This window comes from Chlorogloea sp. CCALA 695 (genome assembly GCF_003003885.1).
Lineage (GTDB): Bacteria > Cyanobacteriota > Cyanobacteriia > Cyanobacteriales > Chroococcidiopsidaceae > Aliterella.
The window spans coordinates 40,270-64,041 of the sequence record NZ_PVWN01000002.1 but is presented as its reverse complement, the minus strand read 5'-3'; the positions used below and the strand labels follow the sequence as shown (position 1 = coordinate 64,041).

Below are 23,772 nucleotides of genomic sequence, written 5' to 3'. Positions count from 1 at the left end.
ACCAGTATAAAATTGTACATAATATGAACTTAATAAATTTTTCTAAAACTTAATTGATTTATGTATAACTCCCACGATCTTAGTACCAACGGTGTCCAATCAGAGAATAACCAACGTATTGACTCTATTGTTGAGCCACATTTTTCAGCAAACTGTCGAGATCGGTGCTATTTAGGATTAATATTTAGGCAAGGAAAGCGGCAGATGCTACAAATTAATGTCCCTGCTAGAGATTTGCCTACTCTACTTCAAGCGAAACCCTCCACTGGCAACGATCCTGATTCAGGAAAAAATCGCCCAGAAGTAAAAGGTCACGCGGATGAAGTCAAAGAATATATTATTGATCGTGTGACAAAAGGAAAGCCTTGGATTTTAGGTACACTGACGGCGAATGTATCGCCAGACGAAATTAAGATTATTGAATTAGGTCAGAGGGGTATTTGCATAGTTGTTATTCCTGGAAAAGTTAAACTGGATATTACTGATGGGCAGCACCGTAAAAAGGCTATTCATGATTTGATTGAGAGTGCTGATGGTGAATTGATCGGGGATGACGATTTTCCCATTACCTTAGTTTTAGAAGGGGACTTTCATCAATGTCAGACAGATTTTAGAGACATGGCTCAAACAAGACAACTTGATAAATCATTATTAGTCTCTTTTGGGGAATTTGAAGGTCGAGTTGGTATAACTAAAAATTTAGTAAAACAAGTGCCAATGTTTCAAGGTAAGACAGAAAAAATTAAAGCATCTCCTGCAACTAAAAATAAATTAATTTACACAAATAACTACATTGCTAGGGCTGTAAGTTGTGCTTTTTCTGAAAATCCTGATGACAAGCTTCAAAACTACGATGTTACTGAATCATCTCAAGCTCTTATTAATTGCTTAAATGAATTATTTGCTGAATGCAAGCAAACAGAGAAAATTTTTAATACAAACGTTGAAGCTCTTACAATTGAACAGGTAGATACTTTTAAGCAAGAATGTTTGCTAGGTGTAAGTGTTGGACTAGAGATTTTAGGAAGATTGTTGTACTGTACCTATGAACAAGAAAATTATTGTTTTAACTCTGAAAAAGTATTGCAGATTGCTCAACTTGATTGGTCACGAGAAAGTCATCTGTGGCAGGATAGTGTGATTAGAATCGATCCTAATTGTACAAATCCTGCTAAAAAATACAAAATATCTGCGGTAGCAAGTGCAGTAAGAATAGCAGTCAGTGTCGCAAAAGCACAACTAGGTTGGACATAGGAGTTTATTTATAATTACAAGCTAGTTTAAGAGAGGAATCTAGTTAAATCAAATTCCTCCCCCGGCGATTCTGGTTTAAATCGTTCATAACTAAGAATTAGCAACATTTGTTCTGAATAATCTACGGCTCCACGCAATTCTTGCTGTAATACCTCAAGTCCGCCATTTGCGTATTCTTCAAATATGTTAATACGCTGGTCATCTGATTGTTCATCATCTGATAAAATACTTTGATTTTGACTTTCAGAAAGTGCCAGCAAATTTATAAGTAACTCACATCTATTATTGCTAAAATAATCTCGTCTAATTGGATCTAAGTCCTTAGCAATTTCAACTAAAGGAACTCTTTTTTTTCTACTGATTCCTATCGCCGCCGCAAATACCATTATATCTACGTAAGTTTGAAAAACTCCACTTACCGTATCTGAAATTTTCAATGCTTTGACTAAGTTAGCTTTATCTTTAGCAATTTTAATTCTATTTTCAGCCATTATTTTTATACGTAATCTAAACTTTTTACCTTGCAAGCGATCGCACACACCTAAACAAGCAAATCATCTACTGCCATTACCCACCCTGGCAAAGCGCTTTGGGCTTCCGCCATCTCACCACAACGATATATTTGCGGATGTTCGGGATTATTAGCACTATAAACTCTAACAACTTCCTCTTTCAGAACATCCACATCCCACACAACTAAAGTACCTGCGGCAAAATAATCTTTACGCTTAGAAGCCATTGCTTTTTCTGCGGCTTCACCATAATCATTTTCGCTTCTTACTTCGGCGGCAAAAACTGGCGCACCTTCAAGGAATTTTCCCCCGGTAGGTTTACCCCTATAAAAGGCTGCATCAGGGCTAAAAGAGCGGCGGTTGGGCAAATTCACGATAAAACCAACATTATCCGGTAAAGCGTACCCTGCCCTAGTACGGCGTTCGTAATCGCGCAAGCTGACATATATCTCACCGCTTGCCCTTCCCGGCATGAAACCCGTTGCAGCCATCAATACCAATTCTCCATTCACCAGTTCCGCTTTGCCGTCTTCTGGCACTCTATAAAGGTTTTCTATAATTGCTTGGGCTTTTGTATTCATAATACTTACAGCAGTTAATCTCCCCATTATCCATAGTTTAACTGCGTTTCCAGGCTTTTTTATGTAAAGGTGCGATAGCGCTAGCGCGCCCGCAGAGCTTCGCATTAAACTTTGGTTTGCTGACGAATAAAGCCGCCAACTTCCGCTAAAGTGTACAAAGGTCTACCCTTAACTTCTTCGTAAATCCGCCCAATATATTCGCCCAAAATCCCAATAGAGACTAGCTGCACCGCACCAAGGAAGAATATTGCCATTAACACCATTGTGAACCCTGTTAAAGGCGAATTAGGGACAAAAATCCGCCAATATAAAACTAATAAAGCCATTAAAATAGATGCGATCGCTGCCAACAATCCTACATAAGTAGATATACGCAACGGCACTGTAGAGAATGATACTAAACCATTGATTGCTAAAGCCAAAGACTTACGGAAAGTATACTTAACTTCTCCAGCGAAGCGAGGATCGCGCTCAAATCGAATTGCAGTTTGACGAAAACCAATCCACGATCGCAATCCCCTAATATAACGGTTGCGTTCTGGCATCGCATTTAGCACCTCTACAACCTGTCGATCCAGCAAACAAAAATCCCCCGTATCTGTCGGAATATCTACATCAGCCAGTTGCTTAAGCAATCGATAGAAACTGTAAGCAGTAAATCGTTTAAACCAGCCTTCTTGACGGCGTTGGGTGCGTTGGGCGTAGACTACTTGATAACCTTGCTTCCACTTTTCTACCATGTCAGGGATAAGTTCGGGAGGATCTTGCAAGTCTGCGTCTAAAATAACAACAACTTGACCTCTAGCAAAGTTTAAACCCGCAGTCACAGCAATTTGGTGTCCAAAATTACGCGCCAAACTAAGATAGCAAACGCGAGAGTCTTGATCGTGTAAATCCCGTAGTAAATGGATTGAGCGATCGCGGCTACCATCATTGATTAAAATTAATTCTACCGCCCCATCCATCCGATCCATTACTGCACTCATCCGGCGGTACATTTCTAAAATTGTTTCTTCTTCGTTATAAATTGGAATGATAAAAGAATATTTAGGAGACATTTGGCGTTGCTGGATTGGTAATGGGTAATTGGTAATTGGTAGTAATTCCAAGGAAAAATTATCATACTTTCAGCAACACCACGTACTTTAGCGTTCCTTCAAGTCTTCATTGCTAAGTTCTTTTTGTTGCAAGGCTTTTGCGGTTTTACTCAGCAAGATGCGACGACGATACCATGTAGAACCTCCCACAAGAATACCTGTAAGTGCCAAAGCTCCCACTAAAGGTAAAATATCTCCCGTATGCAATGCCTTTAACCCTGAACTACCCAAAAGTACAAAAGGTAAAACACTAGGTACTGTACCCATAGTTGTACCCAAAACATAATCTTTAAAACTAATTGATGTTAACCCCGCCGCAAAATTGACCAAGCCGTAGGGCATAATTGGCACTAACCGGATGGCAAACATATAAAATAGTCCCCCCTGGCGTACTTCTGCATCCATCGCTTGCCAACGTCCAGAAAGTCTTTCAGCGATAATTTCCCTTCCCACCGTGCGAGTAAAAGTAAAAGCAACAATTGCCGCAATAATTGCCGCCAAGCTAGTCCACAAAGTCCCCCATACGGCTCCGAAAACTGCTCCACCAGTGAGATTAAGTACCGTTGAAGGTAAAACTAACACTGTTGCTAATACATACAGCGCAATATAAATAACTGGCGACCAAATACCTACAGAATTTAACCAAGCTCTAATTTGAGCGCTTTCTATGCCCCCAAGTAAATAAATTACTCCACCCGTAGCCACAATACAGATAATTGCTAGTAGTAAAATACCTGTTTTCATTTTTCTAACTTGCTGACAATACCTTCGCAGCCGCCAGGAATCGTTGCTCTAGTTTGTTCGCCACCCCACGTACAGCAGTAGTAACGCACGGGTTCAGACATCCTCTGTACGTCGCTAAAATCGGCATCTTCAACTACTGCTCCGGTATATTCTCCGGTTTGGTAGTTGGGCCCAGATGTACGACTACGAGGACTAGCTACTTCCGCCTTGCCATAAAATAACCGAGTTCCTTTAAAGTCTGCGCCAACCAACTTAGCATCATACAAAATAGTCCGAGCTAAGTTAGTTTTAACCAAATCGCATTTACTCAAGTTAGCGCGAACTAAGTTAGCTTCGCTGAGGTCTGTCCAGCGCAAATCTGTATTAGAAAGATCCGCCCCTGCTAACATTACACCTAAGTCTATTACCCGCACTCCATAGAGGCGATCTTCGGCGTAACCACCATTACCATTTAGAATAGCTCTACCTAAGCGAGAATCGCGTTGCAACGGGGTAAGGAGCTTAGAACGAGATAGAAACCGGATTATCTTGGCTTTACCACTGCCATCAACACTACTAAATATAGCGGCGGTGCGTCCTTCAGCGATCGCTCTTTCTTGGGGCCAATCTTCTAATAATCCTTGCTCATCTAACACTAAGTCAGATACACCTTGAAAATAAGCATCAATGGTTTGCTGTTGAGTAATTAAGTTTTGTTGGACGGTGAGCAAATTTTGCTGAATAGTCAAGTCTTTAGAAATCACGTACTGTCGCCAAGCCACATAAACCGCAATTACAGCAATTAAAATTTGTCCCAAAGCCCCAAACCACTCGGCTAATGTCCCAAAGGCATCCCAGTTAATTTGTTCGCCCCAAGCATAAATTTGGGTGTTGATGCCTGTGAAGTTAAATAAACCCACAATTGCGGCGGCAGCGCCCAAAAAAGCCACAAATAATGACCTTTCTTGAGGCGATACCATTTCACTAACTACCGCTTGCAACCAAGGTAAAATCACTGCTCCCGAAAGTAGCAAAGCCAGCAGCGTACCTACAATGCCAATTAAAAAGTTATTTACAGCTACGCCAATAATTACTAAAATAATTGCAATCAAAGTTACAACTATTGCTCGCGGGCTACCTGTACGAAACTTTGTATTGTCTTGGTTAGTAGATCGAGATTGAGTTAAAGTAGCGAGATTCTGCGGCGATGATTGCAGGGATGACAAAGCAGCTAAAGCCTGTTTGGTTGCCAAATCTGCTGTACTAATGCCGAGATCGTTATTATTGCGATCGTCGCTGGAGTTTTCAGGGCTAGAATCGGGGTGAGAAGAATTTGAATCAATCGTCATGCTTCTATTTTGACTGTGGGCTGCTTCCAATAAAATAATTTAAGCATTGACAATTTGTTAGGAGTCTTTAATTACCCCAATTTTAGGATGAAAGTACAGGAAACGTCAGAATTATCTAAGCAGTATAGTAAAGATTTTTTGTGGTCTTTTTGGTTTACCTTGCCAATTTACCCTTTTAGCCAACGGCAAACAATCCGCACTGAGGTTGTAAAAAATACTGTTTGGACTTTCGATCAACTTCAGGGCATCTTTTATGTTGTCGTACCTATTCGTATGAGCGTTGTAAAGCTTGATACTGGCGGTTTGCTCGTTTACGCACCAGTTGCCCCAACTCCAGAATGTATCAGGCTTCTAAATGAATTAGTTATTGAACATGGTGATGTTAAATATATCATTTTGCCTACTAGCTCTGGGTTAGAACATAAAGTATTTGTCGGCCCTTTTGCTAGATACTTTCGCCATGCCCAAATATTTGTAGCGCCTAAGCAGTGGAGTTTTCCGCTTAATTTGCCGCTTAGTTGGCTTGGTTTGCCCTTTAAAAGAACTCAGGTACTTTCAGCAGATATTAGCCAAACTCCCTTTGCTCAAGAGTTTGACTATGCTATTCTGGGCGCGATTGAACTGGGATTAGGTAGATTTACTGAAGTTGCTTTTTTTCACAAAAAATCGCGTACTTTATTAGTGACAGATACGATCGTTTCCGTGCCAGCTTCGCCACCTGCCATTGTGCAGTTAGATCCTTATCCTTTGCTGTTTCATGCCAAAGATAAAGCCACCGATGTAGTTGCAGATACTTATGACAATCGCTGCAAAGGATGGCAACGTATCTCTTTGTTTGCCTTGTATTTTAGTCCTAGCGTTTTAGAAGTACCGAGGTTAAAAGACCTATTGGGCAATGCTTTTAAAGCCAAAAACCGCTCAAAAAAGGCTTATTTTGGGTTATTTCCATTCCAATGGCGGCTTAATTGGCAGCGCTCGTTTGAGGCGCTACGAGATCGCAAATTATTTGTTGCTCCTGTATTACAAACTTTAATTCTCAACCGCGCTCCTACGGAAACTCTTGCTTGGGCGGATATTGTAGCCTGTTGGAATTTTGAACGAATTATTCCCTGTCATTTTGATGCGCCAATTATTGCCCAACCCCAGCAATTTCGCCAAGCTTTCGCCTTTCTAGAACAGCCAATTAGTCCAGACAATTCTCTTTTAGAGGCAGACTTTGAACTAATAAAAAAAATTGATGCAGGTTTGCAAAAAACTGGCATTGTTCCACCACCCGCCAATCAGTTGTAGCGATCGCATCGGGAATAATCACGATCGCGCTAATAAAGGCGCGGCTTTTAACAACGTTTGCGTGTACGGGTGTTGAGGATGATTAAAAATGTCTTCGGTTGCACCAATTTCGACAATTTTTCCGGCTTGCATCACGGCAATGCGATCGCATAAAAATCGTGCCACAAAAAGATCGTGAGTAATAAATAAATAAGTAAGTTCAAATTGCTGTTTTAATTCCAGCATCAAATCTAATACTTGCGCTTGAATACTCGCGTCTAACATACTTACGGGTTCGTCGCAGATTAAGAGTTTGGGGTGTGTAATTACTGCGCGTGCGATCGCACAGCGTTGTTGTTGTCCTCCCGATAGTTGCGACGGGTAACGCTCGTAATACTCCTTTGCTGGAACTAAGCCAACTCTTTCCAACATCTTCATTGCTTGTTGCGACGCTGAAAAATCTGGGGTTTCTAGCTTGTGAATTAGTACGGGATCGGCAATATTTTCGCCTACTGTCATCATTGGATTTAGGCAAGCATGGGGATCTTGAAATACCATTTGCATTTGTCGCCGTTGCTGTAACAAGTTTTGCCGCGACAAGGTAGTAAGTTCTGTTTCTTGCAACTGTACTTTTCCCCCAGTAGGGCGAATTAGCTGCAATATGGTACGAGAAAGGGTACTTTTGCCGCAACCAGATTCCCCCACAAGTCCTAATATTTCCCCTTGATACAGTTCTAAATTGACATTATCTACTGCTTTAATGGTTTGCTCTTTTTCTTTAAAAAATCGCTCGATTAAATTGGGTTCGATGGTGTAGTGTTGCTGTAAGTTAATAGTTTTTAGTAAAGGCGATCGCTCTTGCTTATTTACTGTTGCTTTTTTATCGTTCTCGTGCAAACGTAAAGCCGCTTTTAAGAGGCTTTGCGTATATTCATGCTGGGGCTGCTGCAAGACGCTTTTAGAGTCGTTTAATTCCACAAGCGATCCCTGGTACATTACGCCCATGCGATCGCAGTATTTCCCTACTAGCGCCAAATCGTGAGATATCAATAGCAGTGCCATTTCTCGCTCTCGGCATAATCTCGTTAATTCGTCTAGAATTTGCGCGGCGATAGTTACATCTAAACTGGTGGTGGGTTCGTCTGCAACAATAAGTTTGGGATTGAGTAATAAGGCAAGTGCGATCGCAACTCTTTGTCTCATTCCGCCGCTAAACTCGTGGGGGTACTGATTAGCGCGACTTGCAGGAATACTAACGGCTTCTAAAGTAGCAATGGCTTTTTCTTTAGCTTGTTTGGCTGATAAGTGGGGTTGGTGCGAAAGCAAAGTTTCGGTACAATGTTTGCCAATCGTCATCAAAGGATCTAACCTTGTCATCGGATCTTGAAATATTAGCGCCACTGCTTCGCCACGAAACTTTCGCACTTGGGAACTATTCATTTCAAAAACTGGCTGACCATCAAAGTTAACGCTACCTTCAATTTGCGATGATGGTGGTAGCAAACGCATAACGGCTCTACCTAAGGTCGATTTACCACAACCCGACTCTCCTACTAAGCCTAAGCGATCGCCCCTTTGCAAGGTTAAAGATACATCATTTATTGCCCAATTAGGTTGTTGCCCACTTAGTCGGCGTTGGGGATAGGCTACTTTAAGATTTTCTATAGTTAGTAGAGATTTCATGTTTGACAAGCTTGAAGGATAGCGTTGCAATAATTAAGTAAAGTGGGGAGGCGCTGAAGTAGTTGTTTTTGTCTATTTGCGGCGGTTTCGGGTACTTTTGCTGCTTGCAAAAATATTACATCCATACCGATTAATTGCAACTGTTTGCTAATTTCTGTTTGATAAGAGCGGATTTGATAATTGTCTATTGGCTCTAATGTTAGTATCTGTTGAATGAAAAATTGCTGCGCTTTTTGGTGACTTTGGCGCAAAAGAGCCAAGTCTTGCTGTTGAGATTGCAGTTGCTCTATTAGTTTGACAAATTGCTGATAATGCTGGTGGTATTCTGGCAACATTGGGCTAATTAGCATAAGATTAATGTAAATAATTTTGCCCTATGAATAGATTTTAGAGGTTTAGCAGACAATTGCTAATCTACAAACATTTTTTATAACTGCGCCGCCTATGTTTTGGCACAATTGGCGCTACTATTAACAAACCTAATAATTTGTTTTGCTTTACCCGTCGCCTTTTTTAATAGTTCTACCCCAAATAGTTTATTGCAGCCCCGATCCCTATGAATGCCGTTGCGCCTACCGCTTCCTTTGATTGTGTTATTCCTGAATGGTTACAAAAGTGTTTAATTGCATCGTCAGATAATGATTCTAGCGATGCGGCAATTATCTGTCGCGCTTTTGATTTTGCCTATAAACTCCATGAAGGACAGTATCGCAAATCTGGCGAACCTTATATCTGTCATCCGGTAGCGGTGGCGGGTTTGTTGCGCGATTTAGGTGGCGGTAGCGCGATGATTGCGGCGGGTTTTCTTCATGATGTGGTTGAAGATACTGATATTACAATTGAACAATTAGAACAGTTGTTTAATCCCGAAGTGCGCCAATTGGTAGAAGGGGTTACTAAGTTATCTAAGTTTAATTTTTCTAGTAAAACCGAAAGTCAAGCCGAGAATTTTCGCCGAATGTTTTTGGCGATGGCAAAAGATATACGAGTAATTGTAGTCAAGCTTGCCGATCGCTTGCACAATATGCGGACTTTAGAACACTTAGCTGATGAAAAGCGCCGCCGCATTGCTCAAGAAACCCGCGATATTTTTGCCCCCCTTGCTCATAGACTGGGGATCGGGCGCTTTAAGTGGGAATTAGAAGATTTAGCTTTTAAATACCTAGAAGCCGATGCTTATCGTCAGATGCAAGAATTGGTGGCGGAAAAGCGCGGCGATAGAGAAGATAGACTCACTAGAGTTACAGAGATATTAAAAGCAAGGCTAGACCAAGCAGGGATTAATTACAGCGATGTTAGCGGTCGTCCTAAGCATCTTTACGGCATTTATCAAAAAATGCAGCGCCAACAGAAGGAATTTAGCGAAATTTACGACTTGGCGGCAATTCGGATTGTGGTACAAACGAACGAAGAATGTTATCGGGCTTTAGCCATAGCTCACGATGAATTTAAGCCGATTCCAGGGCGGTTTAAAGACTATATTGGCTTGCCCAAACCAAATCGCTATCAATCATTGCATACGGCGGTTGTAGGCTTCACAGGCAGACCCGTAGAAGTGCAAATTCGCACGATAGAAATGCACCACATCGCTGAGTATGGAATTGCCGCCCACTGGAAGTATAAAGAAAAAGGTAGCAGTCATACGCAAATGGCTCCAGGAGACGAAAAGTTGACCTGGTTACGACAGCTATTAGAATGGCAACACGACCTTAAAGACGTTAAAGATCCCCAGGAGTATTTAGAAAGCGTTAAAGATAATTTATTTGAAGATGATGTTTATGTATTTACTCCCAAAGGCGATGTAATTCCCCTTAGTCCCGGTGCGACTACGGTAGATTTTGCTTACCGGATTCATACAGAAGTTGGCAATCGTTGTAGTGGTGCGCGGGTAAATGGACGGATGGTAACGCTAGATACGCGGTTGAAAAATGGCGATATTGTCGAAATTCTTACCCAGAAAAACAGCCACCCCAGCTTAGATTGGTTAAATTTTGCCCGGACATCGGCGGCAAAAAATCGGATTAGACAATGGTACAAGCGATCGCACCGTGACGAAAATATTTCTCGTGGTCGAGATATGTTAGAAAAAGCAATAGGTAAAACTGGCTTTGAATCTTTGCTAAAATCTGAGCCAATGGTACAAGTTGCCCTCAAATGCAATTATCACAGTGTAGAGGACTTGTTGGCGGCGGTGGGTTACGGGGAAGTAACTTTAAACTTGGTACTCAATCGCTGGCGAGAAGTGTTTAAAACCCAGCAAACTATTGATACGACAGAAGTTATTATACCAACTACTGCAACCCGGACTCCTTTACCTACCAAAAAAGCCAGCGAATCGCCGATTGCTGGGGTTGAAGGTTTGTTATATCATTTGGCGGGTTGTTGCAATGCAATTCCTGGAGAGGTAATTATTGGTGTGGTGACGCGCAGCAATCGAGGGATTTCTATTCACCGCCAAGGTTGTCAAAATGTCGAAAATGTTGAAGGCGATCGCTTAGTTCCGGTAAGCTGGAATCCTGTAGACTCGAATAAAGGTCGTCCCCAAACTTATCCTATTGACGTGCAAATAGAAGCTATTGACCGCGTAGGTGTACTCAAAGATATTTTATCTCGCCTGAGCGACTATAGTATCAACGTGCGAAATGCCAACGTTAAAACGACAAATGGGGAACCTGCTATTATTGACTTGGGTTTGGAAATACGCGATCGGGTTCAATTAGAAAAAGTATTTGTCCAAATCAAAAAAATGAGCGATATTCTCAATATTCGTCGGGTAGGACAAGTTGAGAAATAGCAGAATTACTGTTTTTGAAATCAGTTACAAATTCTTTTAGTTCTAATAACACTTGACTTTTGTTATATAAGTATCCCGGCTGAATACCATCAAAAAGTTGGTAATATTTGGTGCGGATATCGTACTTAACTGCGTTTTGTGTTTGGTTTGTAAACTCAAAATCAAAAGCTGTAATAGCTACTTCGGCGACACTGGTAGGCTCAGTAGCAAAGTTAACTACTTTTAAATCGTTTTTGATGGCTACTTGAATATCTTGCCATAAATGGTCTAAGTTATAAAACTGAAACACACTACCCTTGTTGATTTTTTCTAATAAATTGTTGTGGAGAAAATCATAAATTATATTTTTTTTCATTCCCTTACCAAACAAACCAGGTAAGCGCACAACTAAAGCATCAAACTGATTTTGAATCATAGTTTCTAGCTCTAATCGATGTTTGCCGTAAGGATGTAAAATTTCTGCATTTATGCTTGTATCTTCATCTACTTCAACAGGTTGATTATATACATCAATAGTAGAGATTAAAATTACTTTTTTTGCTGATACTTGCTGTAAGTTTTTGATTAATTTCTGTAAATTTTCTTTATCTTTTACTGGCTCTTTATTTGCTAACCATTTTTCGGCTGGAGCCGCCGTACAAGCTAATAAATCGAAACTTTTTCCGGCAACAGATTCGATGTTTTGGGAGTTATAAAAATCATCATACTTTGCTTGACGAATTAAATTACTCCCAATAAACCCAGTGTAGCCAATAATTGCTTTACTCATAATATATGTTTGATTTTTTATAGTAAAAAACATTGAGCTTTTTAAAAGTAGTATACATAATACAAGTAAGATTAATCCTTGTTATATGTCGCTTGTATTCTTTGCTATATAATTACTAAACTCTGATTTTTGTAAAGACAATGTGCGATCGCATATCAATTTTTTATATAAATGTTAAGTTGAAGTTTACCAAAGTGAGCCAATTTTAAAACGCAGAAAAGTACCGCTTTGGTTTAAACTAAAATTAATTTTTAGGGAATAGGATTAATTGAGATTGTAGATACAAATAAATTGAGAAATTCAGCTAATATATTCAGTGCAGATTTGAGTAGTGTATTTGAAACTAGAGCGTAAGTCATGAGTGGACGGGAGTATTTACAACAAATTAAGGGAAAGATAGCATCTATCTTATTACAAAATCTCTTAATTGATGACTGTGCCGTATTTGTCAACAAAACAAAAAGCTCCTCTTTAGCAGAGTTAGTCGTTTACGTCGTTTCTAGCCAACCTCCCTTATTAAATCAACTCCAATCTTACTTGCAAGGCGTTATTCCCGATTCAATATTGCCCACTTATGTGTTGGTGTCAGAGCTACCACGCAATTCTATCGGGGAAATAGACGAAAAAGCGTTAAAAAGTGTTCCCCAAAAGAGTTATCCCCAGGTAAAATTGGCATTTAGCGATGGTGGCGCTTTACCATTTGTAGCGACACCTACTACCTTAATAGAATTACTGCAAACAGCCGCCCAAACTAGCGGAGAGATTCTTTATCTAGAAAATGGTCAAGAAATTAGCCAATCTTACGCCCAATTACTTACGCAAGCTGAGAAATGTTTGTTTGGCTTGAGACAACTAAAACTGCTTGCTGGCGACAAAGTAATATTGCTTTTAAAAAATAATTGCGACATTCTCCCAGCTTTTTGGGGTTGCGTGTTGGGTGGGTTTATTCCGGTAATTATGGAAGTACCGCCAACCTATAGCGATGCTCATCCAGCGTTAGATAAGCTACGTCATATTTGGGAGTTTTTGGCAAAACCGCTAATTATTACTAGCGAAAAATTAGTAAGCTCATCATTTCAAAAAAGTTACGTTGATGTGTCTGAGTTGAGCAATAATGAGTCAGATACTAGCTATTACAAGGCTTTACCCGATGATGTTGCTTTTATAAGTCTAACTTCTGGCAGTACGGGCATTCCTAAATGTATTCAATTGACCCATCGCAATTTAATTACTCGTGCGCGCGGGACAAACCTTTTTAATCAACATCAGTCTGATGATAAAATCCTCAATTGGTTGCCCTTTGACCATATTGGCAGCATTTCAGACTGGCACATTCGTTGTTTGGAAGTGGGCTGTAAGGTCGTCTACGCTCAAAAAGATGAGGTTTTGGGTCAGGTACTCAATTGGCTGGATTTAATCGCTAAACACCGCATTACTCATAGCTGGTCGCCTAGTTTTGCTTATACTTTAGTTAAAGATGCGCTGCAAAATGATGTAGCCAGAAGTTGGGATTTATCTTGCGTCAAGTTTTTATTAACCGCCGGGGAAGCAATCTCAAGTCAATCTGTGCAAGCTTGTTTAGAAAAGTTGGCTAGATATGGATTGAAAAAAACTGCTATTCGTCCGGCTTTTGGGATGGCAGAATTAGGATCGGGTGTTACTTATTATCAACCTACAGAGACAGCACCTTTAAATTTTCATCAGCTAGATAGTAGCAGTTTTGAGGAGATAAAAAGTCGCACCTTTGCAGATTTAGGCGCGCCGATTCCTGGGGTAGCCATTCGCATTGTAGATAGTACAGGGGTAGTATTGCCAGAAAATGCGATTGGTTGCTTGCAAGTAAAGGGCGATGTTGTTTTTCCTGGTTATTACAACTATCCTCAAGCCAACGTCGAAGCTTTTAGCGATGGGTGGTTTAATACGGGGGATTTGGGATTTATTAGTAATGGGGGATTGGCGATCGCTGGACGCATTAAAGAAACTATTATTATTAATGGTGCTAACTACTACAGCCATGAAATCGAGCAAGTAGTTGAAACCGTTACCGGGGTAGAAAGTACCTATACCGCCGCCTGTGCTGTTCAAGTTGATACAACGGAAAAGTTAGCAATATTTTTTAGTTGCGGCTTAGAAGGTGAGGAATTACTAGAGTTACTACGACTAATTCGCCAAACAGTTTTAACTCAAATCGGCATAAATCCGAGTTATTTAATCCCTGTTGCTAAAGACATTATCCCCAAAACCGCTATAGGCAAAATTCAACGCCAACAATTGAGCAAGCTTTTTGAATTGGGAGAATTTGATAGTATTATTGGGCGTTTAGAGCTTTTGACTCGAAAAATAGTTAAAACTTCAATGACGGACAACGAAACTCAAATTGCCCAAATATGGCAGCAAGTGCTGGGTTTTACGGTGGGAAGTGAGAGTAATTTCTTTGAATTAGGGGGAAATTCTTTACTATTGCTCCAAGTTCAGCATAAATTACAAACGCAATTTGGCAAGCAACTAACTGTAGCAGATATGTTCAAATATGCCACTGTAAAGGCGATGGCGGGTTATTTGAGCAATCAAACTGTAAAAAATGCGATCGCCAAAAGAATTACGACAGACACCTGTGATATTGCTGTAATCGGTATGGCTTGCCGTTTTCCGGGCGCTAATAACGTTGATGAATTTTGGCAAAATTTATGTGATGGGGTGGAATCAATTTCGTTTTTTAGCGATGAGGAAGTTTTAGCTTCAGGGGTAGATCCGATGCTATTAAACAATCCTAACTACGTCAAAGCCAAACCTGCGATCGCAGACATTGAATTATTTGATGCTGAGTTTTTTGGTTATAGTCCCAAAGAAGCACAATTAATCGATCCTCAACAACGGCTTTTGCTAGAATGCGCCTGGGAAAGCTTGGAAGACTCTGGTTGCAATCCTTTAACTTACAAAGGTGCAATTGGCATCTATGCGGGTGCGGTGATGAATACTTACTTGCTAAATAACGTTTATCCCTCTCGCCATAATTTAGATTCTCAAGACAATTTGCAAGCTGTCACTCTCGATTCTATGGGTGGCTTTCAAATGATGGTGGCTAACGATAAAGATTATTTGACTACACGAGTTTCTTATAAATTAAATCTTACTGGACCCAGCGTCAATGTCCAAACGGCTTGTTCAACTTCTTTAGTAGCGATACACATGGCTTGCCAAAGTTTGCTAAATGGCGAGTGCGATATGAGTTTAGCCGGGGGAGTTTCGGTAGCTGTACCCCAAAGAAGTGGTTATTTGTATCAAGAAGGGACAATTGTATCTCCTGACGGGCATTGTCGGGCTTTTGACGCTAAAGCAAAAGGTACGATTTTTGGTAATGGGGTGGGAATTGTTGTATTGAAAAAATTGCAGAATGCGATCGCAGATTCCGACCGAATTTATGCCGTAATTAAAGGTACAGCGATTAATAATGATGGTAGTGCAAAGGTTGGTTATTTAGCACCTAATGGCGATGGACAAGCAAAAGTTGCCTCTCAAGCAATGGCGCAAGCGGGAGTAAAAGCACAGAGTATCGGCTATGTAGAAATGCACGGTACAGGGACGGTACTGGGCGATCCGATCGAGGTTGGCGGCTTAACCCAAGCGTTTCGGGAAAATACGCAAAACAAAGGCTTCTGTGCGATTGGATCTGTAAAAACTAATGTTGGACATCTGCAAATAGCTTCAGGTGTTGCAGGTTTTATTAAAACTGTTTTGACACTCCATCATCAAAAAATCCCTCCTAGCTTGCACTTTCAGACTCCATCACCGCAAATTGATTTTGCCAATAGTCCTTTTTACGTCAATACCAGTCTGCAAGATTGGGAAGCTTCTCCCCGTTTTGCGGGTGTTAATTCTTTGGGTGTTGGAGGGACAAATGCCCATGTAATTTTGACAGAAAACGTCCAAACTACAACATATAGTTTAAAGAGCGATCGCCCAATACATTTACTTACCCTTTCAGCTAAAAATCCTAGCGCTTTGCAAGCATTAATCAAACGCTATCAAGTGTTTTTGACATCGCACCTGGAGGAAAATCTAGCAGATATCTGTTTTACAGCTAATACTGGGCGATCGCATTTTCAACATCGTATCGCTATTGTTGCTGATTCTATTAATGATTTAACAGCGCAACTCGACAGCGCCAAAACAAAGGTTATTAGTAAGCCACGCATAGCATTTTTGTTTACTGGGCAAGGATCGCAGTATGTGGGGATGGGTCAGGAGTTATACGATCAACCAGTTTTTCGCGCAAATATAGATGAATGCGATCGCATTTTACGTTTGTATTTAGAAAAGCCTTTACTAGAAATTCTTTATCCTTTAACTGAAGATACATCTATTAACGAAACCAACTATAGCCAAAGTGCAATCTTTGCGTTGGAATACGCTTTATATAAATTGTGGCAATCTTGGGGGGTACATCCAGAGATTGTTATGGGCCATAGTATAGGGGAGTATGTCGCTGCCGTTATTGCGGGAGTATTTAGCCTAGAAGATGGTTTAAAGCTAATTGCGGCGCGGGGAAGACTAATGCAGACATTAGCACCGGGGGGAATGGTTGTAGTAAGGGCAGATATAGCAAAAGTACAAGCTGCTATTGCCGATTATGAAGACATTGCGATTTCAGCCATTAACGGCATAGAAAATATTGTTATCTCTGGTAGTCCAGAAGCGTTACAAAGCGTTGTTGCTAGGTTTACAACTCAGGGAATCGAAACAAGGTTTTTAAATGTTTCCCGCCCCTTCCACTCGCCGCTAATGCAGCCGATATTAGAGGAATTTGAACAGGTTGCTAGAGAAATAACTTATAACTTGCCAAGTATAGCGATCGTTTCTAATATTACAGGGGAAATCGTTAATGAGGCGATCGCAACTCCTGAATATTGGTGCAACCACATCCTCAAGCCCGTACAATTTGCCGCCGGAATGAAAACGTTACAACAGGCGGGTTTTAATGTATTTGTAGAGTGCGGAGCTAAACCAATATTACTAGGTATGGGGCGACTGCTTGTAGATGAAGGGGTTTGGCTTCCTAGTTTGCGCCCCTCCGCCAATTGGCGACAAATTCTGTCTAGTTTGGCTTTATTGTACGAGCAAGGTGTAACGGTTGACTGGGTTAGTTTTGACAGCGATTACCCCCGTTGTAAAGTTGGATTACCTACTTATCCTTTTCAAAAACAACGCCATTGGATTGAATCACCTTTAAAAAACCAAAATACCGTAGAGACGTTGCGGTGCAACGTCTCTACATCTACAAACAACGTATTTACATCTACCATTAACGTCTCTACATTTACCCATCCTTTACTAGGGCAAAAACTACCATCGGCGCTTAAAGATATTGTCTTTCAATCGGTACTAACTCTAGATACACCTGCATTTTTAAAAGATCATTGCGTATACGAGCAAGTTGTTTTACCTGGCGCGGCTTATATAGAAATGGCTTTAGCCGCAGCTTCACAGGTATTGAAAAATCAAGTTAGATTAGAAAAAGTAGACATCCAACGCGCGTTAATTCTAGCCGCTAAACCCCAACTCGTACAATTAATCCTCAGCAAAGAAGCGGCGGATTACTCCTTTGCAATCTACAGTCTCGATAAAACCGATACCGAAAATTGGACGCTGCACACTTCAGGAAAAATTGTAGTTACTCAAGATATACCCAAACAGGTAAATATCGCCGAGTTACGGAGTAAATTTACTAGCGAAATAGCTGTAGAAACTCACTATTTGCAATGTCAAGAGCGCGGGATTGCTTACGGGTTAACCTTTAGAGCAATTAAACAGCTATGGAAAAAAGCCGAAGCCGCTTTAGGTTTGATTTGTCTAGAAGAAGAATTAGCAACTTATCAAATTCACCCAGTTTTGCTAGATGCTTGTTTTCAGGTAATATTTGCCACACTTCCAGAAGGAAAGACTTATTTACCTGGAGGTTTTGCAAGTCTGCGCGTTTATAGTCATCCAGGTAAAAATGTATGGAGTTATGTCAAACTCCGCCCCAATCATGACTTACAAGAAATTATCGCCGATGTCTACTTATACGATGAAGTTGGCAACTTGGTAGTTGAAATCAATGGTTTAGTTTCCAAACAAGCCAGCCGTAAAGCGCTACTTAAGAAAACTGAATCGTGGCAAGATTGGTTATATACAGTGGAATGGCAAATTCAAGAGCGTCAAAAAATAGATACTTGTGAAAAATGCGATCGCACCTGGCTAATTTTTGCAGATAATAGCGGCTTAGGGCAAGAGTTGGCGACACTATTAACAGCACAAAACCAAGAATATATTTTAGTATTCCCTGGTAAAGAATACAAGCGTAATTCCCAGCATTTTCAAATAAACCCCACTAATTCAAATCATTCTCAGCAGTTACTAGAAGATTTAGGCGAAAAGAAGCATAAATTAAGCAATGTAATTCATTTATGGAGTTTAGATAGTATCTATAATGAGCTAACAATTGCTGACTTAGAAGCAGCGACAAACCTGGGATGTAGTAGTACATTGCATTTAGTCCAAGCATTAACCGCTAAATGCTCTCAATCTCTGCGTTTAATATTAGTAACTAGAGGCGCAAATTCAGCATCGGGAATTGCCAATTCTTGCTTAGGGGGAATGAGTAAAGTAATTACTTTAGAGCATCCAGAGTTAAATTGTACCCACATAGATTTAGATGAAACTGCGCCGCAAAATGAAGTAAGCGAGTTATTTGCAGAAATTTGGCATCCTCAAAATGAAGCTCAAATTGCTTTTAAAGCTGGTAATCGGACTGTTGCAAGGTTAGTTAGGAGCAGTTTTAGCCCCCAATTAAAAGAAGTTTCTCTTACTTCCAATCAACTGGTTATTACCCACCGGGGAAGCTTGGATAATTTGCAATGGCAGAGTGTAACTCGCTCTGTGCCTAGCTTTGGTCAAGTAGAAATTCAAGTGCAAGCTACGGGGCTAAATTTTCGAGATGTGTTAAACGCTTTAGGTTTGTATCCGGAAGCGGGGGCTTTGGGGTTAGAGTGTGCGGGAAATATAGTTGCAATTGGAGAAGGTGTAGATAATTTTCAAATAGGCGATCGCATTTTAGCAATGATGTCTGGTAGTTTTAGTCAATATGTTACCGTTGACGCACATTTAGTTGTATCTATCCCCGCATCGCTAAGTTTTGCCGAAGCTGCAACTATCCCTGGAGCATTTTTAACCGCGTATTATGGCTTGCATCATTTAGCCAAAATTCAGCCCGGAGAAAAAGTCTTAATTCACGCAGCAACAGGCGGTGTGGGGCTGGCGGCGGTGCATTTAGCCCAAGCAATGGGAGCAGAAATTTTTGCTACCGCATCTCCTAGCAAAGGTTACTTTTTGCGCTCTATAGGAGTAAAACATATTATGAACTCCCGGACGCTAGATTTCGCTGATGAAATTACAGAAATTACTCATGGGTTAGGTGTAGATATTGTCCTTAATTGCCTTACAGGTGAATTTATCCCCAAAAGTCTCTCAGTTTTGGCAGATAACGGGCGGTTTGTAGAGATTGGGAAATTGGGAATTTGGGAAGCAACCCAAGTAGAGCGAATAAAGCCGAATGCTGCTTATTTTATCTTTGATTTATTGCAAGTAACCCAACAACAGCCCGATTTAATCGCCGCCATGCTGCGCCAAATAACGATGCAGTTTACAGCAGGTAAGCTTAAACCTCTCCCTTGTAAAATATTTCCCGTAGAGCAAGTGATTGATGCTTTTCGTTATATGCAGCAAGCCAAACATATTGGTAAAATTGCGATCGCACATCATCACAAAAATACTCCTACTCCCTCTATCCGTAGCGATGCAACCTATTTAATTACTGGTGGATTAGGTGATTTGGGTTTGCTTGTCGCCAAGTTGTTAGCAAACAAAGGCGCAAAGCATTTAGTATTAGTGGGGCGCAACCAGCCAACAACCGAAGTAATAGAGCAGTTAAAAGCCCAATTTGCCGATATTAACCTAGTTTTTGCCCAAGCCGATGTTGCGAAGACATCCCAACTTGCTCAAGTGCTGACAGATATAGAATCTTTACCGCCCTTACGTGGCATTATCCACGCGGCGGGAATATTAGATGATGGTATTTTACAACAGCAAACCTGGGAAAGGTTCGAGAAAGTGCTTGCGCCCAAAGTCCAAGGCGCTTGGAATTTACACAGTTTAACTCGCAATTGTCCCCTAGACTTTTTTATCATGTTTTCTTCAGTAGCGTCTCTCCTCGGCTCGGCGGGACAAGCAAATTATGCCGCCGCCAATAGCTTTTTAGATGCCTTAGCGCATACTCGCAATCAAGCAGGAAGCCCAACCTTAAGCATTAATTGGGGGGCTTGGAGCGGATTAGGACTAGCTGCCAAGCCCGAATTGGAGCAGCAGTTGCAAAGCAAAGGAATGGGAACAATTAACCCCCAGCAAGGACTAGAAGCTTTAGAGCAATTGCTATTTTCTTCAGAGTTTAGTCAAGTCGGGGTAGTACCTATAGATTGGGCGCAGTGGTGGCAAAAAAATCCGTTTTATAGCCAATTAGCCCTTCCACCCACAACACCATTGATGCAGCAAAAATGTGAGGATGTCCCTCCACAGAGTTTTTTAAGACAATTAGAGAATGCAAATAAAACTACACGTCACGAGCTAATAATTGAATATGTGCGATCGCTTGTTGCTAAAATTTTAGGATTAAATTCCCCTCATTCTCTAGACGCACATCAAGGATTTGCCGATTTGGGTATAGATTCCCTGACTTCTGTAGAGCTACGAAACCAATTGCAAAGTAGTTTAGGCTGTACTTTACCCTCTACCTTAGCTTTTGATTATCCCACCGTCGCCAAACTTACCGATTATTTAACTGAAAAATTACTCCAAAACTCTAGTTTTGATCTAAAAGAGAGTAATGCAGACATCGATTCTACTGTAGCCCAAATGCAGCAGCTTACAGAAGCCGAAGCCGAAGCTTTGCTTTTAGACGAATTAGAAAACTTGCTCAAATAAACTACCATGACCAATCCCTTACTCAGTCTCAATTACGAATCCGCGATAGCATCCTTGGGCGATGAATACTACGATATAGTTCAAGCGGCGCAATTTCCCGAACAAATCTTACGTTTTCGCAACGATTCGGTATTACCGCTTTTAGGATTAGAGCCGCAAAATGTCACAAATAATGATTTTATTGAAGCTTTTGGCAAGTTTCAACGTCAGCCTTTACTAGCATTACGTTATCACGGCTATCAATTTGGTTACTACAACCCCGATTTGGGCGATGGGAGAGGTTTCCTTTTTGGACAAGTACGGGGTACAGATGGGGAATTGTACGACTTTGGTACTAAAGGATCGGGTAAAACACCTTATTCTCGCGGCGGTGATGGTAGACTTACGCTCAAAGGCGGTGTACGGGAAGTATTAGCTACAGAATTACTGCATCAAACGGGGGTACGGACTTCTCGCACCTTTAGTTTAGTAGAAACGGGCGAACAACTCTGGCGGGGAGATGAGCCGTCACCAACGCGATCGTCAGTAATGGTACGATTTAGCAATTCTCATATCCGTTTTGGTACATTCGAGCGACTTCATAATCTCAATCGTCCCGACCTAACTCAAAAGCTATTAGACCATGTAATTGAATATTATTATCCAGATATTCACAATAAACCCGACCAATACGTACTTTTTTACGCCCAATTAGTCGCCAGAGTTGCCAAATTAGCCGCGCAATGGATGGCAGCAGGCTTTTGTCATGGCGTACTAAATACCGATAATATGTCAATTACGGGCGAAAGTTTTGATTATGGCCCCTATGCTTTTATTCCTAGCTACGATTTGGAATTTACAGCCGCTTATTTTGACCATTACAGGCGCTATAGTTACGGCAATCAACCAGACGTTTGTTGCACAAATCTAGAAGCGTTACAGCAGCCTTTAGCCGCCGTTATTGACATTGATGCTATGGCGGAAGGATTAGCAAAATTTTACGAATATTATAAGTTGGAATACAAACATTTGATGCTGAAAAAGTTAGGGTTTACAAGTCCAAACTTTCCCCAATCCGATGAGCTACTAGAAGTAACAATTCAACTGCTAAAAGATACTCAGATTGGTTATCATGACTTTTTTACTCAGTTGCGAGAAAGGTTTACCCCTAGCTGGAGAGAGCAAGCATTAATATTTAACTTTGGGGAACTTCCAGCAGAACTTTTATCAAAATGGCAAAGCTTGTATCAACAAAGCTTGTCAAATTTACCTATTGGTGATATAGAAAAAGTATCTCAACAATTACAGCAAAGTAATCCTAAAACAGCGTTACTTCGACCTGTTATAGAATCAGTATGGGAATCTATAGCTAACGAAGACAATTGGCAACCTTTTAATGAATTAGTCAAGCGATTGCAAGCAGGAGAGTAGATATATAGGAGCAAAAATTCGTTTTTGTTCCTGATAAGGTTCAAAAGCAATAGTTAACTAGCTTTGTATCAATCGTTCAGATGACCAGTTAAATGTTATCTGTTAATAGCATCTAATCAGCTAAAAGCTTGTGAAATGCAGATTTAGAATAATTGATGTTGAATCGTAACGTGCAGCAACAATGATATTTTTCGATATCGATCAAACGCTAATTAATCACCAACAGGCTCAAGACACCGCAGCCTTATTATTTTTGCAGCGATTTTCGTCTTTATTACCCTATGCCTCAGAGGAATTTTGCCTGTGTTGGCAAACTGTCATGGAGAAACACTTTGCTACTTTCATGCGAGGAGAAACTACCTTTGTTGAACATCGTCGAAGACGTATGAGAGAGCTATTTCAAGAGGCTGAATCATATCTTGCCGATGATGAAGCAGATGCGCGGTTTGCTATTTATCTACAGCATTATGAAGACAATTGGATATTATTTGATGATGTTTTGTCTTGCTTAAATGCCTTATCAAATCGTAGGCTTGGCATCATCTCCAATGGCAACACAGAGCAGCAAACGAAAAAGTTATGCCAAACAGAGATTGCAACGCGATTTGATATCGTTGTGGTGTCTGAAGATGTTGGGGTGTCTAAACCAAAACCAGACATTTTTCTAAGTGCGTGTCGTCGAGCCAGAGTCAAGGTGCAACAATGTAGTTATGTTGGTGATAGCTTACAAAATGATGCTTTAGCGGCTGAAGCCGTGGGGATGAAAGGTATTTGGCTGAATCGAGAAGATTCACCTTACCATCAGGTGGCAATACCAGTAATTAAGAATCTTGATGAATTGATCACAGTAGTCAGCTAACAACCTCAATGCACTGAGAAATTTCCAGCAGAGCTTTTAGAAAAGTGGCAAAAATCATATCGAGAAATTTTAGTAAATTTACCTATTAGCAATACTGAAAAAGTATTCCAACAAATGCAAAAAAGTAATCTTAAAGTAGCACTGCTAATACTGGTTACAGAAGCAATAGGGGAATCTATAACTACCGAAGACAATTGGCAGCCTTTTAATGAATTAGTCATGCGATTGCAAGCAGGAAAGTAAACAACTACAAACCAGGATTTTTATAAGTTATTCTCTGCTTTTTTCTATTTATAACTTAGAGAAGGTTGTAAAAGTATAGTTGGTAACTTGTAATACTTATAAATCCCCCCTAACGCCCCCTTGAAAAAGGGGGGAAAATATATCGTAGCCACTCTTGATTAAAAAGGGTGGGATTATTAGATACGACTCAAAAAACTTTTAAAACATTTTTTTA

The 23,772-nt window shown here is 40.6% G+C and carries 14 protein-coding genes and 1 pseudogene; 7 read left to right on the top strand and 8 right to left on the bottom strand.

Translation table 11 applies throughout. From position 1 onward, the window contains the following. Positions 1-60 precede the first annotated feature (60 nt). Entirely contained in the window at positions 61-1,254 is a 1,194-nt protein-coding gene (locus C7B70_RS01705; RefSeq protein WP_106367341.1) for a DNA sulfur modification protein DndB, read from the top strand. A 26-nt stretch (positions 1,255-1,280) separates the two neighbouring features. On the opposite strand, the gene C7B70_RS01700 is transcribed toward C7B70_RS01705, so the two are convergent. The 5 genes from C7B70_RS01700 to C7B70_RS01680 form a co-directional block, all read right to left on the bottom strand. Then, on the bottom strand, positions 1,281-1,745 hold the full coding sequence (locus tag C7B70_RS01700; RefSeq protein WP_106367487.1) for a DNA phosphorothioation-associated protein 4: 465 nt from the start codon (positions 1,743-1,745) through the stop codon (positions 1,281-1,283). A gap of 50 nt (positions 1,746-1,795) precedes the next feature. Next, positions 1,796-2,347, bottom strand: coding sequence for a Uma2 family endonuclease (locus C7B70_RS01695; RefSeq protein WP_106367486.1), 552 nt, complete (start codon positions 2,345-2,347; stop codon positions 1,796-1,798). A 104-nt stretch (positions 2,348-2,451) separates the two neighbouring features. After that, the gene (locus C7B70_RS01690) at positions 2,452-3,405 is read right to left on the bottom strand and encodes a glycosyltransferase family 2 protein (RefSeq protein WP_106367485.1); all 954 of its coding nucleotides are present in this window, start codon (positions 3,403-3,405) and stop codon (positions 2,452-2,454) included. A gap of 87 nt (positions 3,406-3,492) precedes the next feature. Next, positions 3,493-4,188 carry a TVP38/TMEM64 family protein gene (locus C7B70_RS01685; protein WP_106367340.1) on the bottom strand — a complete coding sequence of 232 codons (696 nt, stop codon included), beginning with the start codon at positions 4,186-4,188 and terminating at the stop codon, positions 3,493-3,495. Further along, a complete protein-coding gene (locus C7B70_RS01680; RefSeq protein ID WP_106367339.1) occupies positions 4,185-5,516 on the bottom strand; it encodes a pentapeptide repeat-containing protein in 1,332 nt (443 codons plus the stop codon). The genes C7B70_RS01685 and C7B70_RS01680 overlap by 4 nt, the downstream gene beginning before the upstream one ends. Positions 5,517-5,603: 87 nt before the next feature. Here C7B70_RS01680 and C7B70_RS01675 point away from each other — a divergent pair, with 87 nt between their 5' ends. After that, positions 5,604-6,806: a DUF4336 domain-containing protein gene (locus C7B70_RS01675; RefSeq protein ID WP_106367338.1), complete on the top strand. Its 1,203-nt coding sequence runs from the start codon at positions 5,604-5,606 to the stop codon at positions 6,804-6,806. Between the two features lie 18 nt (positions 6,807-6,824). Here C7B70_RS01675 and C7B70_RS01670 read toward each other — a convergent pair whose 3' ends face one another. Both C7B70_RS01670 and patD read right to left on the bottom strand, forming a co-directional pair. Beyond that, positions 6,825-8,468, bottom strand: a complete 1,644-nt coding sequence (locus C7B70_RS01670) for an ABC transporter ATP-binding protein (RefSeq protein ID WP_106367337.1) — start codon at positions 8,466-8,468, stop codon at positions 6,825-6,827. Beyond that, on the bottom strand, positions 8,465-8,818 hold the full coding sequence (patD, locus tag C7B70_RS01665; protein WP_199191993.1) for a heterocyst frequency control protein PatD: 354 nt from the start codon (positions 8,816-8,818) through the stop codon (positions 8,465-8,467). Before patD ends, C7B70_RS01670 begins: the two co-directional genes overlap by 4 nt. A 206-nt stretch (positions 8,819-9,024) precedes the next feature. On the opposite strand from patD, the gene C7B70_RS01660 reads away from it, so the two are divergent. Further along, positions 9,025-11,262: a bifunctional (p)ppGpp synthetase/guanosine-3',5'-bis(diphosphate) 3'-pyrophosphohydrolase gene (locus tag C7B70_RS01660; RefSeq protein WP_106367336.1), complete on the top strand. Its 2,238-nt coding sequence runs from the start codon at positions 9,025-9,027 to the stop codon at positions 11,260-11,262. On the opposite strand, the gene C7B70_RS01655 is transcribed toward C7B70_RS01660, so the two are convergent. Then, on the bottom strand, positions 11,228-12,031 hold the full coding sequence (locus C7B70_RS01655; RefSeq protein ID WP_106367335.1) for a pyridine nucleotide transhydrogenase: 804 nt from the start codon (positions 12,029-12,031) through the stop codon (positions 11,228-11,230). The two genes, C7B70_RS01660 and C7B70_RS01655, sit on opposite strands and share 35 nt — an antisense overlap. A 357-nt stretch (positions 12,032-12,388) precedes the next feature. On the opposite strand from C7B70_RS01655, the gene C7B70_RS01650 reads away from it, so the two are divergent. The 4 genes and pseudogenes from C7B70_RS01650 to C7B70_RS25840 form a co-directional block, all read left to right on the top strand. Further along, a complete protein-coding gene (locus C7B70_RS01650; protein WP_106367334.1) occupies positions 12,389-21,046 on the top strand; it encodes a type I polyketide synthase in 8,658 nt (2,885 codons plus the stop codon). A 6-nt stretch (positions 21,047-21,052) separates the two neighbouring features. Then, positions 21,053-22,456, top strand: coding sequence for a YdiU family protein (locus tag C7B70_RS01645; protein ID WP_106367333.1), 1,404 nt, complete (start codon positions 21,053-21,055; stop codon positions 22,454-22,456). Positions 22,457-22,637: 181 nt separating this feature from the next. Next, positions 22,638-23,315: an HAD family hydrolase gene (locus tag C7B70_RS01640; RefSeq protein WP_106367332.1), complete on the top strand. Its 678-nt coding sequence runs from the start codon at positions 22,638-22,640 to the stop codon at positions 23,313-23,315. Positions 23,316-23,354: 39 nt separating this feature from the next. Continuing rightward, a pseudogene (locus tag C7B70_RS25840) lies at positions 23,355-23,558 on the top strand (protein adenylyltransferase SelO family protein); the annotation flags it as partial. Positions 23,559-23,772 lie beyond the last annotated feature (214 nt).